This window comes from Serratia sp. LTN-2 (assembly GCF_059740205.1).
In genome coordinates this window covers 176,330-190,175 of the sequence record NZ_JCAXDO010000010.1, presented here as the reverse complement: position 1 = coordinate 190,175, position 13,846 = coordinate 176,330, and the positions used below count along the sequence as shown (strand labels likewise).

General features: G+C 61.1%; 15 protein-coding genes. 11 read left to right on the top strand and 4 right to left on the bottom strand.

Features of this window, described 5'->3' with window-relative positions; translation table 11 throughout:
- The first annotated feature begins 2 nt into the window (after positions 1-2).
- On the top strand, positions 3-281 hold the full coding sequence (locus AC6BYQ_RS18990) for a type II toxin-antitoxin system RelE/ParE family toxin (protein WP_015379287.1): 279 nt from the start codon (positions 3-5) through the stop codon (positions 279-281).
- Here AC6BYQ_RS18990 and btsR read toward each other — a convergent pair whose 3' ends face one another.
- The 3 genes from btsR to ppiA all read right to left on the bottom strand — a co-directional run bounded on the left by btsR (position 282) and on the right by ppiA (position 3,418).
- Positions 282-1,007 carry a two-component system response regulator BtsR gene (btsR, locus tag AC6BYQ_RS18985; RefSeq protein ID WP_019456143.1) on the bottom strand — a complete coding sequence of 242 codons (726 nt, stop codon included), beginning with the start codon at positions 1,005-1,007 and terminating at the stop codon, positions 282-284.
- On the bottom strand, positions 1,007-2,692 hold the full coding sequence (locus tag AC6BYQ_RS18980; protein WP_019456144.1) for a sensor histidine kinase: 1,686 nt from the start codon (positions 2,690-2,692) through the stop codon (positions 1,007-1,009). Before AC6BYQ_RS18980 ends, btsR begins: the two co-directional genes overlap by 1 nt.
- A 156-nt stretch (positions 2,693-2,848) precedes the next feature.
- Positions 2,849-3,418, bottom strand: a complete 570-nt coding sequence (gene ppiA / locus AC6BYQ_RS18975) for a peptidylprolyl isomerase A (RefSeq protein WP_019456145.1) — start codon at positions 3,416-3,418, stop codon at positions 2,849-2,851.
- A gap of 142 nt (positions 3,419-3,560) precedes the next feature.
- Here ppiA and AC6BYQ_RS18970 point away from each other — a divergent pair, with 142 nt between their 5' ends.
- The 7 genes from AC6BYQ_RS18970 to AC6BYQ_RS18940 all read left to right on the top strand — a co-directional run bounded on the left by AC6BYQ_RS18970 (position 3,561) and on the right by AC6BYQ_RS18940 (position 8,543).
- Positions 3,561-3,758 (top strand): hypothetical protein, encoded by a 198-nt coding sequence (locus tag AC6BYQ_RS18970; RefSeq protein WP_019456146.1) that lies wholly within the window; start codon positions 3,561-3,563, stop codon positions 3,756-3,758.
- 13 nt (positions 3,759-3,771) lie between these two features.
- Positions 3,772-4,110, top strand: coding sequence for a PTS lactose/cellobiose transporter subunit IIA (locus AC6BYQ_RS18965; RefSeq protein WP_019456147.1), 339 nt, complete (start codon positions 3,772-3,774; stop codon positions 4,108-4,110).
- On the top strand, positions 4,107-5,414 hold the full coding sequence (locus AC6BYQ_RS18960) for a 6-phospho-beta-glucosidase (RefSeq protein ID WP_019456148.1): 1,308 nt from the start codon (positions 4,107-4,109) through the stop codon (positions 5,412-5,414). The genes AC6BYQ_RS18965 and AC6BYQ_RS18960 overlap by 4 nt, the downstream gene beginning before the upstream one ends.
- 72 nt (positions 5,415-5,486) lie before the next feature.
- Positions 5,487-6,467, top strand: a complete 981-nt coding sequence (locus AC6BYQ_RS18955; RefSeq protein WP_019456149.1) for a LacI family DNA-binding transcriptional regulator — start codon at positions 5,487-5,489, stop codon at positions 6,465-6,467.
- Between the two features lie 188 nt (positions 6,468-6,655).
- Positions 6,656-7,840, top strand: coding sequence for an MFS transporter TsgA (gene tsgA, locus AC6BYQ_RS18950; protein ID WP_004930336.1), 1,185 nt, complete (start codon positions 6,656-6,658; stop codon positions 7,838-7,840).
- Between the two features lie 110 nt (positions 7,841-7,950).
- On the top strand, positions 7,951-8,199 hold the full coding sequence (locus AC6BYQ_RS18945; protein ID WP_025159908.1) for an AbrB/MazE/SpoVT family DNA-binding domain-containing protein: 249 nt from the start codon (positions 7,951-7,953) through the stop codon (positions 8,197-8,199).
- A complete protein-coding gene (locus AC6BYQ_RS18940; RefSeq protein WP_019456151.1) occupies positions 8,193-8,543 on the top strand; it encodes a type II toxin-antitoxin system ChpB family toxin in 351 nt (116 codons plus the stop codon). The genes AC6BYQ_RS18945 and AC6BYQ_RS18940 overlap by 7 nt, the downstream gene beginning before the upstream one ends.
- On the opposite strand, the gene AC6BYQ_RS18935 is transcribed toward AC6BYQ_RS18940, so the two are convergent.
- Complete coding sequence (locus AC6BYQ_RS18935) at positions 8,540-9,808, bottom strand: cytosine deaminase (RefSeq protein ID WP_275507223.1); 1,269 nt, start codon at positions 9,806-9,808, stop codon at positions 8,540-8,542. The genes AC6BYQ_RS18940 and AC6BYQ_RS18935 overlap by 4 nt on opposite strands.
- A 303-nt stretch (positions 9,809-10,111) precedes the next feature.
- Here AC6BYQ_RS18935 and nirB point away from each other — a divergent pair, with 303 nt between their 5' ends.
- The 3 genes from nirB to nirC are packed head-to-tail and all read left to right on the top strand — an operon-like array spanning position 10,112 to position 13,801.
- Positions 10,112-12,661, top strand: a complete 2,550-nt coding sequence (gene nirB, locus AC6BYQ_RS18930) for a nitrite reductase large subunit NirB (RefSeq protein WP_498057355.1) — start codon at positions 10,112-10,114, stop codon at positions 12,659-12,661.
- Positions 12,658-12,984 carry a nitrite reductase small subunit NirD gene (nirD, locus tag AC6BYQ_RS18925; RefSeq protein WP_019456155.1) on the top strand — a complete coding sequence of 109 codons (327 nt, stop codon included), beginning with the start codon at positions 12,658-12,660 and terminating at the stop codon, positions 12,982-12,984. The genes nirB and nirD overlap by 4 nt, the downstream gene beginning before the upstream one ends.
- A gap of 16 nt (positions 12,985-13,000) precedes the next feature.
- Positions 13,001-13,801 (top strand): nitrite transporter NirC, encoded by an 801-nt coding sequence (gene nirC, locus AC6BYQ_RS18920; RefSeq protein ID WP_498057354.1) that lies wholly within the window; start codon positions 13,001-13,003, stop codon positions 13,799-13,801.
- The last annotated feature ends 45 nt before the right edge of the window (positions 13,802-13,846 follow it).

Here is a 13,846-nt window from a genome sequence, read left to right as displayed (position 1 = left end):
TTGTGAAACTGACATGGACGGTACCCGCCATCGCCGATCGTCTGGCGATTTATGAATGGTTGGAACTTAAAAATCCGGCCGCCGCCGCAGAAAATGATGCAAAAATCGCTGACGCGGCGGCACGCCTCGTGCATCATCCCACCAGCGGGAAAACGGGTCGGATAGCCGGCACGCGCGAGCTGGTCATCTCCCCGTCCTATCTGCTGGTCTATGAATTGGCGGCTCAACGCGTCATCATATTGGCCATCGTGCATACTCGCCGCCGGTGGCCGCCGGCATAGTCACCCCCGCAGCCCCAGTTGTTCCTTCAGCGCCTTCAAATAGCGCCGGCTGACCGGAACCGGATCGCCGGCCGACATGATCATCTCCGCCGCGCCGCCCTCTTCGAAGCGGATCTCGCGCACCTGCTCCAGATTGACCAGATACTGCCGATGGCAGCGCACCAGCGGGGTGCGGCTTTCCAGCGTGCGCAGCGTCAATTCGGTGAAACACTCCATGCCGTCGCTACGCACCACAAATACCCCGCTCAGTTTGGAACGGATCGCCAGCACCTCGTCGAACCGCAGCAGATAGATGCGGCTGTGGCCGGTACAGGGAATGTATTTCAGGTAACCGGCGCTCTCATCCAGCACCGCCACGTCCTGCGGCGCACTACGCTGCCGCAGGCGTTGCAGCGTTTTGCTCAACCGCTTCGGCTCCGCCGGCTTCAGCAGATAGTCGAAGGCATGCTCCTCGAACGCCTGCACCGCGTATTCGTCGTAGGCGGTCAGAAACACGATGTGCGGCATGCGATTGGGATCCAGCATGCCGACCATTTCCAGCCCGCTGATGCGCGGCATTTGGATATCGAGAAACACCACGTCCGGCTGCAGCCGGTGGATCTGGCTGATGGCTTCGATGGCGTTGGCGCATTCGCCGATAATCGCAATCTCCGCCTCGGCCTCCAGCAGATGGCGCAGGTTGTCGCGCGCGGAAGGTTCATCGTCAACAATCAGTGCGTTTAACATCAGGCGGCCCTCTCCATGGGAACATTGAGCGTAATGCGGGTGTAGGCGTCCGGCCGGCAATCCACCCGTACGCCATAGCCCTCGCCGTAGCGCACGCGAATGCGCTTATCCACCAGGTTCATCCCCAGCCCGCTGCAGTTCGGTTTCGGCTGGAACAGCCCGGCGTTGTCCGTCACCTGCAGCAGCAGATGCTCACCCTCACAGCAGGCACCGATTTCGATGCGTCCCACGCCCAACAGGTGCGAGGTGCCGTGCTTGATGGCGTTCTCGACGATCGGTTGCAGCGAGAACGCCGGCAGCCGCACCGCCAACAGCGCCTCCGGCAGCGATACCGCGATCTCCAGCCGATCGGCGAAGCGCGCTTTCTCGATCTGCAGATAGGCGTTCACATGTTCAATCTCGTCCGCCAGGCTGACTTCGTCATCCGAGCGTTTGAGGTTTTTGCGAAAGAACGTCGAGAGGGACTGCACCAGCTCGCAGGCGCGCTCGCCGTCGCGACGGATCACCGCCACCAGGGTATTCAGCGCATTAAACAGGAAATGCGGGTTGACCTGCGCATGCAGCAGCTTGATCTCCGACTGCGCCAGCAGCTGCTTGTGGCGCTCGTACTGTCCGGCCATGATCTGCGCCGACAGCAGGCTGGCGATGCCTTCGCCCAGCGTCCGGTTGATGGTGCTGAACAGCTGGCTTTTCGGTTCATACAGCTTGATGGTACCGATGACCCGCTGGTTTTCGCCGCGCAGCGGGATCACCAGCGTCGATCCCAGTTTGCAGGCCGGATTGATCGAGCAGCAGTAAGAGAGCTGATTACCGTCGGCATAGACCACCTCGTTGTTGTCGATGGCGCGATGCGAATGCACCGAGGCGATCGGCGTGCCCGGCAGGTGGTGATCGTCGCCGATGCCGATGAACGCCAGCAGCTTGTCGCGATCGGTGATCGCCACCGCGCCGATGCCCAGCTCCTGATAAATCACCCGGGCGACCTTCATGCTGTTTTCCTGATCGAACCCCTGCCGCAGAATGCCCTCGGTGCGCTCGGCGATCTTCAACGCCTTGGACGAAAAGGCGCTGGTGTACTTCTCGAACATGGCGCGCCTGTCCAGCAGGATTTGCATAAACATCGCCGCGCCGACGGTATTGGCGATCATCATCGGCAGCGCGATGTGTTCCACCAGCTGCAACGCCTCGTCGTAAGGGCGTGCCACCGCCAGAATGATCGCCATCTGCAGCACCTCCGCCACCAGCGCCACGCCGCCGACGAACAGCGGGTTAAACAGCAGCTCGATGCGCCCGCGGCGCATGGCGATGCTGTGTACGATGCCGCCGACCAGACCTTCCGACACCGTGGAGATCGCACAGGCCACGTCGGTCATGCCGCCGAGCGTATAGCGATGCAGGCCGCCGGTCAGCCCGACCAGAAAGCCCACCGACGGCCCGCCCAGCAGCCCGCCCAGAACCGCGCCTATCGCACGGGTGTTGGCGATCGAATCCTGAATGTGCAGCCCGAAATAGGTGCCCATGATGCAGAACACCGAGAAGATCACATAGCACAGCAGCTTGTGCGGCAGGCGAATGGTCACCTGCATCAGCGGGATAAACAGCGGGGTTTTGCTCAGCAGATAGGCGATAACGAGATAGACGCACATCTGCTGCAACAGCAACAGCACCTGGTTAAATTCATACATGGCAGCAACTCATCCAGAGACAACAAAGGGCGAACGCCGGATTTCCGGTCTGGTTATTGTCTGCCGATTAGAGCATGAGGCGCGGGAGAAAACAGTGATGAAGGCAAGGCTTCACGAGGAAGGAGCGGCCGACCCCGGCGGGATCGGCCAAAAAATTTACGGCAGCACCTTGGCCGACAGAATCACCACCGGTTTGGTCGGCACATTCTGGTATGGGCCGACGTTGCCGGTTGGCACCTGAGCAATCTTGTCCACCACGTCCATGCCTTTCACCACTTTGCCGAACACCGCGTAACCGAAGTCGCGCTGGCCGTGATCCAGGAAGGCGTTATCCGCCACGTTGAGGAAGAACTGGCTGGTGGCGCTGTCCTTGTCGGCGGTGCGCGCCATCGAGATGGTGCCGCGCAGGTTGCGCAAGCCGTTGTCGGCTTCGTTCTTGATTGGCGCCTTGGTGGATTTCTGCTGCATGTCAGCGGTGAAACCGCCGCCCTGGATCATGAAGCCCGGGATCACGCGGTGGAAAATGGTGTTGTTGTAGTACCCGCTGTTCACGTAATCGACGAAGTTCTGGGTAGAAACCGGTGCCTTCTTGCTGTCGAGCGCCAATTCGATATTCCCCGCCGAGGTCGTCAGCATGACGTGGGTCTCACCGGCGGCGAGTGCGGCTGGCGCCACTGCGGTCAGGGAACACAGCGCGACGAAGGTCACTAAAGTACGTTTGAACATTAACGGGTCCTTTCTCTGAGAGACAAACAACGGAAAAGCGCTTTGATTCTAAAGAGCTGTATCGGCAAGTGCCAGCCATTTACCTATATTTACCCAATTACGGGACATATCCTAGGCGGCCCTGAATTTTGCTGCGGAAAGTATGGGCGCAGAAGACTTTTTTGCCAACCGCATCACGCATTTTTTGCCCAGCGCCGCCCTGGGGCGGTTTTTGCGATCCACCTCTCAGTTTGCACACGTATTGTCGTTACTCTATATAAATGAGAGCGCTCTCATTTTAAAAAGAACGGATACTGAGGCATTCCACGACGGCGTCGCCGCGCAACCCCTGGAGAAATGACGTGAGTGAATTGATGACTGAAATCAGCCCCGAGTTTGAAAGCACCATCATGGAACTGCTGGTGTTCTCCGGCAGCGCGCGCAGCAATGCGCTGACGGCGTTGCGACAAGCGCGCGCCGGCGACTTCGCCGCCGCAGCCAAACACATGGCCGAATCCAAAGAGTGGGTGAAGAAGGCGCACCTGATCCAGACTGAGCTGATCGGTCTGGACGAAGGCTGCGGCAAGTTGGCGATCAACCTGATCACCGTGCATGCGCAGGATCATCTGATGAACGCCATGGTGATCCAGGATCTGGCCGAGGACATGATCGAGCTCTATCGCCGCCAGTCGCAGATGGAGGGCCGCCCATGAACGCGCTCAAAATCGCCGTGATCGGCGGCGGCAGCAGCTATACCCCCGAGCTGGTCGATGGGCTGATCCAACGCATCGAGGAACTGCCGGTCACCGAACTGGCGTTGGTGGACGTCGAACCGGGCCGGCAAAAAGTGGAAATCATCGCCGCCCTGACCCGCCGCATGCTGGCGCGCCACGGGCTGGAGCAGGTGAAGGTCAGCGTGCACTTCGCGCTGGACGAGGCGATTCGCGGCGCCGCTTTCGTGCTGACCCAGTTCCGCGTCGGGCAACTACCGGCGCGCGCCGCCGACGAACGGCTGGGCCTGAAATACCAGCTGCTCGGTCAGGAGACCACCGGCGTCGGCGGCTTCGCCAAAGCGCTGCGCACCATCCCGGTGATGCTGGATATTGCCCGCCGGGTGGAAAAACTGGCGCCGGACGCCTGGATCATCAACTTCACCAACCCGGCCGGCATCGTCACCGAGGCGGTATCCCGCTTCACCAAGGCGAAGATCATCGGCCTGTGCAACGTACCGATCAGCATGCACCACATGATCGCCAACATGCTGCAGGCGCCCTACGCCGATGTGCAGCTGCGATTCGCCGGTCTGAACCACATGGTCTGGGTGCATCAGGTCACGCAGCAGGGACGCGACGTCACCGCCAAGGTGATCGACATGCTGTGCGACGGCGCGGCGCTGACCATGAACAACATCAAGGAAGAGCCCTGGCAGCCGGACTTCCTGCGCGCGCTCGGCGCCATCCCCTGCCCGTATCATCGCTATTTTTACCAGACCCGCGAGATGCTGGCGGAAGAGATGGCCGCCGCCGGCGAGCGCGGCACCCGCGCGGAACAGGTGATGCAGGTGGAAAAAGAGCTGTTCGAGCTGTATGCCGATCCGCAGCTGAACACGAAACCGGAGCAGCTCAGCTTCCGCGGCGGTTCTTTCTATTCCGAAGTTGCGCTGGAGCTGATTCGTGCTATCCATAATAATCTCGGCACGCAATTAGTGGTCAACACCGCAAACCGCGGCGCAATCCATGGCCTGCCGGACGATGCTGTGATAGAAATCAACTGTATCGTCGATGCCCAGGGCGCGCATCCGCTGACTTTCGGCCCGCTGCCGGAACCGATGCAGGCGCTGACGCAGCAGGTAAAAGCCTACGAACGCCTGACCATCGAAGCTGCGGTGCACGGCGATCGCCGCAGCGGGTTGCTGGCGCTGATCGCTAATCCGCTGGTGGGCAACGCCAATCTGGCGCAGCCGCTGCTGGACGAAGTGTTGGCGATCAACGCGCCGTATTTGCCGCAGTTCAGGTAAGCGCTTAAGCGCAGCCAGACAAGGGTTCGGCGCGCCGAGCCCCTTTTTTTAGCCGTAATCAGGAGTTGGACGATGGTGACACTGGAAGATGTCGCGGCGTTGGCGGGCGTATCGCGCGCCACCGTATCGCGCGTGGTGAACGGCGACAGCAACGTCAAGGCGCCGACCCGCGAGAAGGTTGAACGCGCCGTCGCCCAGCTCGGTTACACCCCCAATCCGGCGGCCCGCGCGCTCGCCTCCAGTCACAGCAATACCCTCGGGCTGGTCACCACCTCGTATCGCGGCGGTTTCTTCGGCGCGCTGATGGACTTCGTACAGACCGAGGCCGAATCCCACGGCAAGCAGCTGTTGGTGACCCAGGGCCGCAACAGCGCCGAAAACGAATGGCAGGCGGTGCAGCGGTTATTTAGCCTGCGCTGCGACGGCGTGATCCTGCACGTGCGCTTTCTCAGCGACGACAGGCTGCGTCAGCTGGCGGCGGAGCAACGTCATTTCGTGTTGCTCGATCGCCTGGTGCCTGGGCTGGAGGCCCGCTGCGTCACCTTCGATCACCCGCTCGCCAGCCGCATGGCGACGCAACAGCTGCTCGATGCCGGGCACCGGCGCATCGCCTGCATCAGCGGCCCGCGCGAGCGCCCGTCGAGCCGCCTGCGGCTGCAGGGGTTTGAGGAAGCCATGCAGGCGGCAAACATCGAACCGTTGGCCTGCCTGGAAGGCGTCTACGATCTGGAAAGCGGTTACCGCTGCGCCGATCGGCTGCTGCGGCAAGACGCGCGGCCCAGCGCCATCTACTGCTGCAACGAAGAGATGGCGATCGGCGCCCTGCTGGCGATCAACGAGCACCGTTTGCGGGTGCCGCAGGATATCTCGTTGATCTGCTACGACAGCGGCGAACGCGCGCCTTTCGTGCGCCCGGCGCTGAGCAGCGTTCATTTTCCCATCAGCGAGATGGCGCAATACGCTGCGCGGCTGTTGATCGATCCCGCCACTCCGGCGCGCCGTTTTGAGCCGGCGATTATCAACCGCGATTCTATTGTGACTGCGCGCAAATAGATCACAACAACAGGCATCAGCCTTTCATAAATTGCATCAAAAAATCGACAGCCATCACAAAAAATCCCGTTGTCTGTGCTAGGATCCGCCCCCTGGCGGCCTGATCGGGACTTTTCTGCTTTGCCGGGAAAAGCCAGCGGCCTTATGCCAGCGTTAAAACCTCTAACAGACATATTCAGGCCTATACAATGAATGACAGTAACCGCATACGGCTTACCTGGATCAGCTTCTTTTCATACGCGCTGACCGGTGCTTTAGTGATCGTCACAGGGATGGTGATGGGAAACATTGCAGAGTACTTTAATCTGCCGGTTTCCAGCATGAGTAACACCTTTACTTTCCTCAACGCCGGCATTTTGATTTCGATCTTCCTCAATGCCTGGCTGATGGAAATCATCCCGCTGAAGCGTCAGCTGATCTTCGGCTTTGTCCTGATGGTGCTGGCGGTCGCAGGCCTGATGCTCGGCAAGAGCCTGACCATGTTCTCGCTGTGCATGTTTATCCTCGGCGTGGTTAGCGGTATCACCATGTCGATCGGCACCTTCCTGATCACCCACATGTATGCCGGCCGCCAGCGCGGCTCGCGCCTGCTGTTCACCGACTCCTTCTTCAGCATGGCCGGTATGATCTTCCCGATCGTCGCCGCGATGCTGCTGGCCCGCCATATCGGCTGGTACTGGGTTTATGCCTGCATCGGCCTGCTGTACGTGGCGATCTTCGTGCTGACCCTGTGCTCCGAATTCCCGGTGCTGGGCAAGAAAGGCGCCGACGCCGGTCAGCCGGTCGAGAAAGAAAAGTGGGGTATCGGCGTGCTGTTCCTGTCGATCGCCGCGCTGTGCTACATCCTCGGCCAGTTGGGCTTCATTCAGTGGGTGCCTGAGTACGCCACCAAGTCCTTCAACATGGACATCGGCCAGGCCGGTAAGCTGGTGAGCGACTTCTGGACCTCTTACATGGTCGGCATGTGGGTGTTCAGCTTCATCCTGCGCTTCTTCGATCTGCAGCGCATCGTCACCGTGTTGGCCGCACTGGCTACCGGCGCGATGTACCTGTTCGTCAGCACCGACAATCCGGAGCACCTGGGCTACTACATCATGGCTCTGGGCTTCGTTTCCAGCGCCATCTACACCACGCTGATCACCCTCGGCTCGCTGCAGACCAAGGTCTCCTCACCGAAGCTGGTCAACTTTATCCTGACCTGCGGCACCATCGGTACCATGCTGACCTTCGTGGTCACCGGCCCGATCGTCGCGAAAGGTGGCGCGCACGCGGCGCTGACCACCGCCAACGGCCTGTACCTGGCGGTGTTCGTGATGTGTCTGCTGCTGGGCTTCGTGACCAAGCACCGCAGCCACGGTCATGTGACGCACTAACGTCTTCGCATCAGATGCACCCAGGGCGCCCGCAAGGCGCCCTTTTTTATGTACATTTTTCACACTTGATTATACATTGTTTATACATGAACAATGGAGAGGGATTGCTCATGAAAGTCTCTATCAAAAAATGGGGCAACAGCGCGGGAATGCTGGTGCCCTCAGCGCTAATGAACGAGCTGGAACTACAGGTAGGTCAGGAAATGGACATGCAGGTTATCGATGGAGCCTTGGTCATTAAGCCGGTTAAGAAACGCTATTCACTGCAGCAATTGCTCGATGGCTGCGACGGTGAAGCGCCGGCCGCCGCAGATGACAGCTGGGAACACATGCCGCCGGCGGGGAAAGAAGTATGGTGAAGCGCCCCGTTTTTCAGCGCGGAGATCTTATCCGGGTCAGCCTGAATCCCGTGGTTGGCCGTGAGCAACAAGGCGACTTTCGTCCGGCACTGGTGCTGTCTCCCCGCGAGTTCAATGCGCTGGGCATGGTATTGGTCGCCCCCATTTCCCAAGGGGCGAATTTTGCCCGTACAGCGGGTTTCACCGTCAGCCTGAGCGGCAGTGGCACCGCAACGCAGGGCGTCATCTTGATCAATCAGGTTCGCATGATGGATCTGGCCGGGCGCAGCGCGCAATTCGTCGAGCATGCCCCCGGCGAAGTCATCGCCGATGCACTGGCGCGGCTTCAGGCGATCATCGACTAACGCCGAAAATCCACCGTCTCATCCTGCTGCAGATGCAGCGTAGTTTCCGCCGGCCGCGTCTCGGCGATCACCGCCCCCTGGCGGATCGAATAACGCACCGGCGTCTGGCGGCGCACCGCATCGAAGCCGCTTTCCGCCGGCAGGATCACCAGGTTGGCGCTGTTGCCGGCCGCCAGACCGTAGTCGCTCAGGTTAAGGGTGCGCGCGCTGTGGCTGGTGATCAGCTTCAACCCGTCGTCGATCTGGCCATAACCCATCAGCTGACACACGTGCAGCCCCATATGCAGCACCTGCAGCATGTTGGCAGTGCCGAGCGGGTACCAGGGATCGAACACGTCGTCGTGGCCAAAGCAGACGTTGATCTCCGCCTCCAGCATCTCCTTCACCCGCGTTACGCCGCGCCGTTTCGGGTAGCTGTCGAAACGCCCCTGCAGGTGAATATTCACCAGCGGGTTGGCGACGAAGTTGATGCCGGACATTTTCAGCAGACGGAATAGTCGCGAGGCGTAAGCGCCGTTGTAAGAGTGCATCGCCGTGGTGTGGCTGGCGGTGACTTTCGCCCCCATCTCCAGCTTCAGTGCCAGCGCCGCCACGGTCTCGACGAAGCGCGATTGCTCGTCGTCGATCTCATCGCAGTGCACGTCCACCAGCCGATCGTATTTTTGCGCCAGCGCGAACGCCTTGTGCAGCGACTCCACGCCGTACTCGCGGGTGAATTCGAAATGCGGAATGGCGCCCACCACGTCGGCCCCCAACCGCAGCGCTTCTTCCAGCAGCGCTTCGCCGTTGGGATAAGAGAGGATCCCCTCCTGCGGGAAGGCGACGATCTGCAGCGTCACCCAGGGCGCCACCTCCCGTTTCACCTCCAGCATGGCGCGCAGCGCAGTCAGCGTGGGATCGGAGACGTCGACGTGGGTGCGCACATACTGCACGCCGTTGGCAATCTGCCACTTGAGGGTTTGCCAGGCGCGCTGCTTGACGTCTTCATGGGTCAACAGCGCTTTGCGTTCGGCCCAGCGCTCGATGCCTTCGAACAGCGTGCCGGACTGGTTCCAGGCCGGCTGGCCGGCGGTTTGCGTGGTATCCAGGTGAATATGCGGTTCGACGAACGCCGGCAGCGCCAGCCCGCCCTGCGCATCCAGCACGTCGCTGCGCCACTCCTGCCCTTCCGGCTGCGGCACCAGATGCGCAATGCGCCCCTGCTCAATCGCCAGTTGCCACAATCCTTCATGCCCGCTTAAACGCAGGTTGTCGATAAACTTCAATGGACGTTTCGCCACCCTTCACCTCTGCCGTTGCGCTGGTTTTCTTCATCATACTGGCAGCGGATCGCGCTGACAAAGTCGCCGTTTCGCTCCTACCTCCTGCGGCTACCCCCTGCGGGGTAATTGGCATGCAAACTGACTCGCTTCAGCTAAAGGTGAATAAAATCCGCAACTTATCAAAAATCGTGAAAAATCATCTATATACCACGTTAGAGGTATATAAGAGTGTGATTGATTTGCATCAATAAATTGCCCATCGGGAGAGATAAGGTAAGCCTAGGAAACCAGAATTTTGAGGCAATAATGAGCAGAGTCAAACTTGCCGTCGTCGGCAATGGCATGGTCGGCCACCGGTTCATCGAAGATCTGTTGGATAAAGCAGACAAAGACCAGTTCGAAATCACCGTATTTTGCGAAGAGCCGCGCATCGCTTACGATCGCGTGCATCTCTCTTCCTACTTCTCGCACCACACCGCCGAAGAGCTGTCGCTGGTGCGCGAAGGCTTTTACGAAAAACACGGCGTGAAGGTGCTGATCGGCGAGCGCGCCATCACCATCAATCGCGACGAGAAGGTCATCCACTCCAACACCGGCCGCACCGTCTATTACGACAAGCTGATCATGGCCACCGGCTCTTACCCGTGGATCCCGCCGATTAAAGGCTCGGATAGCCAGGACTGCTTCGTTTACCGCACCATCGAAGACCTGAATGCCATCGAAGCCTGCGCGCGCCGCAGCAAACGCGGCGCGGTGGTCGGCGGCGGGCTGCTGGGGCTGGAGGCCGCCGGCGCGCTGAAAAGCCTGGGGGTGGAAACGCACGTGATCGAGTTCGCTTCGGTGCTGATGGCCGAACAGCTCGACCCGATGGGCGGCGACCAGCTGCGCCGCAAGATCGAACGCATGGGCGTCAAGGTGCACACCGGCAAGAATACCCAGGAGATCGTCAACGGCGGCGGCACGGCGCGTAAAACCCTGCATTTCGCCGACGGCAGCCTGCTGGAAGTGGATTTCATCGTGTTCTCCACCGGCATCCGCGCCCAGGACAAGCTGGCGCGCCAGTGCGGGCTGGAGATCGGCCGCCGCGGCGGCATCGCCATCAACGACAGCTGCCAGACGTCGGATCCGAACGTCTACGCCATCGGTGAGTGCGCCGCCTGGCGCGATCGCACCTTCGGCCTGGTAGCGCCGGGTTACAAAATGGCGCAAGTGGCCGCCGATCACCTGCTGGGCCGCGAAAATGGCTTCCAGGGCGCCGACATGAGCGCCAAGCTGAAGCTGCTGGGCGTGGACGTCGGCGGCATCGGCGATGCCCATGGCCGCACCGAAGGCGCCCGCAGCTACGTTTATCTGGATGAAAACAAAGAAGTCTACAAACGCCTCATCGTCAGCGCCGACAGCAAAACCCTGCTCGGCGCGGTGCTGGTGGGCGACACCAGCGACTACGGCAACCTGCTGCAGCTGGCGCTGAACAGCATCGAACTGCCGGAGAACCCGGACGGCCTGATCCTGCCGGCCCATGCGGGCAGCAAACCGGCCATCGGCGTGGATTCGCTGCCGGAAAGCGCGCAGATCTGCTCCTGCTTCGACGTCAGCAAAGGCGACATCATTCAGGCGGTCAACAAAGGTTGCCACACCGTGGCGGCGCTGAAAGCCGAAACCAAGGCCGGCACCGGCTGCGGCGGCTGCATCCCGCTGCTCACCCAGGTGCTGAACGCCGAGCTGAGCAAGCAAGGCATCGAGGTCAACCACCACCTGTGCGAACACTTCGCCTATTCACGCCAGGAGCTGTTCCACCTGATCCGCGTCGAAGGCATCAAATCGTTCGAGGCGTTGCTGGCCAAATACGGCAAAGGCTACGGCTGCGAAGTCTGTAAGCCGACCGTCGGCTCGCTGTTGGCCTCGTGCTGGAACGAATACGTTCTCAAGCCGCAGCATACGCCGCTGCAGGATACCAACGACAACTTCCTCGGCAATATCCAGAAAGACGGCACCTATTCGGTGATCCCGCGCTCCGCCGGCGGCGAAATCACCCCGGACGGCCTGCTGGCCATCGGCCAAATCGCCAAGGAGTACAACCTCTACACCAAAATGACCGGCTCGCAGCGCATCGGCATGTTCGGCGCGCAGAAAGACGACCTGCCTGCCATCTGGAGCAAGCTGCTCGCCGCCGGCTTTGAAACCGGCCACGCATACGCCAAGGCGCTGCGCATGGCGAAAACCTGCGTCGGCAGCACCTGGTGCCGCTACGGCGTCGGCGACAGCGTCGGCTTCGGCGTCACGCTGGAGCACCGTTACAAAGGCATCCGCACCCCGCACAAAATGAAGTTCGGCGTCTCGGGCTGCACCCGTGAATGCGCCGAAGCGCAGGGCAAGGACGTCGGCATCATCGCCACCGAGAACGGCTGGAACCTGTATGTCTGCGGCAACGGCGGCATGAAACCGCGCCACGCCGACCTGCTGGCTGCCGACCTCGATCGCGAGACCCTGGTGCGTTACCTCGACCGCTTCATGATGTTCTATATCCGCACCGCCGATAAGCTGCAGCGCACCTCGGTGTGGCTGGAAAGCCTGGAAGGCGGCATCGATTACCTGCGCAAGGTGATCGTCGACGACAAGCTCGGCATCAACGATCAATTGGAAGCGGAGATCGCCCGCCTGCGCGACGCAGTGATCTGCGAGTGGAAAGAGACCGTCGAGCATCCGGAAACGCAGCTGCGCTTCGCCCACTTCATCAACAGCCCGCTGCGCGATCCGAACGTGCAGGTGGTGGCCGAACGCGACCAGCACCGCCCGGCGCGCCCGGACGAGCGTATTCCCGTCACCCTGATCGATACCGAGGAGAGCCACGCATGAGCCAGTGGATTACCGTTTGTCCCGTCGCCGACATCCTGCCAGGCACCGGCGTGTGCGCCCTGATCGGCGATCGGCAGGTGGCGGTGTTCCGCCCCTATGCCGACGAACAGGTGTTCGCCATCAGCAATATCGACCCCTTCGCCCAGGCCAGCGTGCTGTCGCGCGGGCTGATCGCCGAACATCAGGGCGAGTTGTGGGTCGCCAGCCCGCTGAAGAAGCAGCATTTCCGCCTGTACGACGGCCACTGCCTGGAAGATGACAGCCGTTCCGTCGCCAGCTTCGCCAGCCGGGTGGTCGACGGCATCGTGCAAGTCGCGGCATAACCTTTCGGGAGGCCACATGTTTACCGACACCCTCAACAAATGCGCCGTCAACGCGGCGCGCATCGTCCGCCTGGCGAAGGAGAGCCCGCTCGGTTTCTGGATCAGCTCAGCGATGGCCGGCGCCTACGTCGGCCTCGGCATCATCCTGATCTTCACCCTCGGCAATCTGGTCGATCCAGGCGTGCGGCCGCTGGTGATGGGTGCCACTTTCGGCATCGCGCTGACGCTGGTGATCATCGCCGGTTCCGAGCTGTTCACCGGCCATACGATGTTCCTGACGCTCGGCGTCAAGGCCGGCACCATCCGCCAGAGCCAGATGTGGGCGGTGCTGCCGCAAACCTGGCTCGGCAACCTGCTCGGCTCGGTGCTGGTGGCGCTGATGTATTACTACGGCGGCGGCAGCCTGCTGCCGGTGGATACCAGCCTGGTGCACAGCGCCGCGCTGGCGAAAACCACCGCGCCAGCCGAAGTGCTGTTCTTCAAGGGCGTACTGTGCAACTGGCTGGTTTGCCTGGCGATTTGGATGGCGATCCGCGTTGAAGGCGCCGCCAGGTTCATCGCCATCTGGTGGTGCCTGCTGGCCTTCATCGCCTCGGGTTATGAGCACTCCGTCGCCAATATGACGCTGTTCGCCCTCTCCTGGTTCGGCAACCACAGCGAAGCCTATACCCTCGCCGGCATCGGCCACAACCTGCTGTGGGTGACGCTGGGCAATATCCTGTCCGGCTCGGTGCTGATGGGCCTGGGTTATTGGTACGCCACACCGCGCGCCGAACGCCCGCATGCGGCGAAAGCCGCCGCACGTCAGACCGCCTGAGTTTTCGGGGGCGCCTTTCGCCCCCGCACTGATTATCCCGAGGAG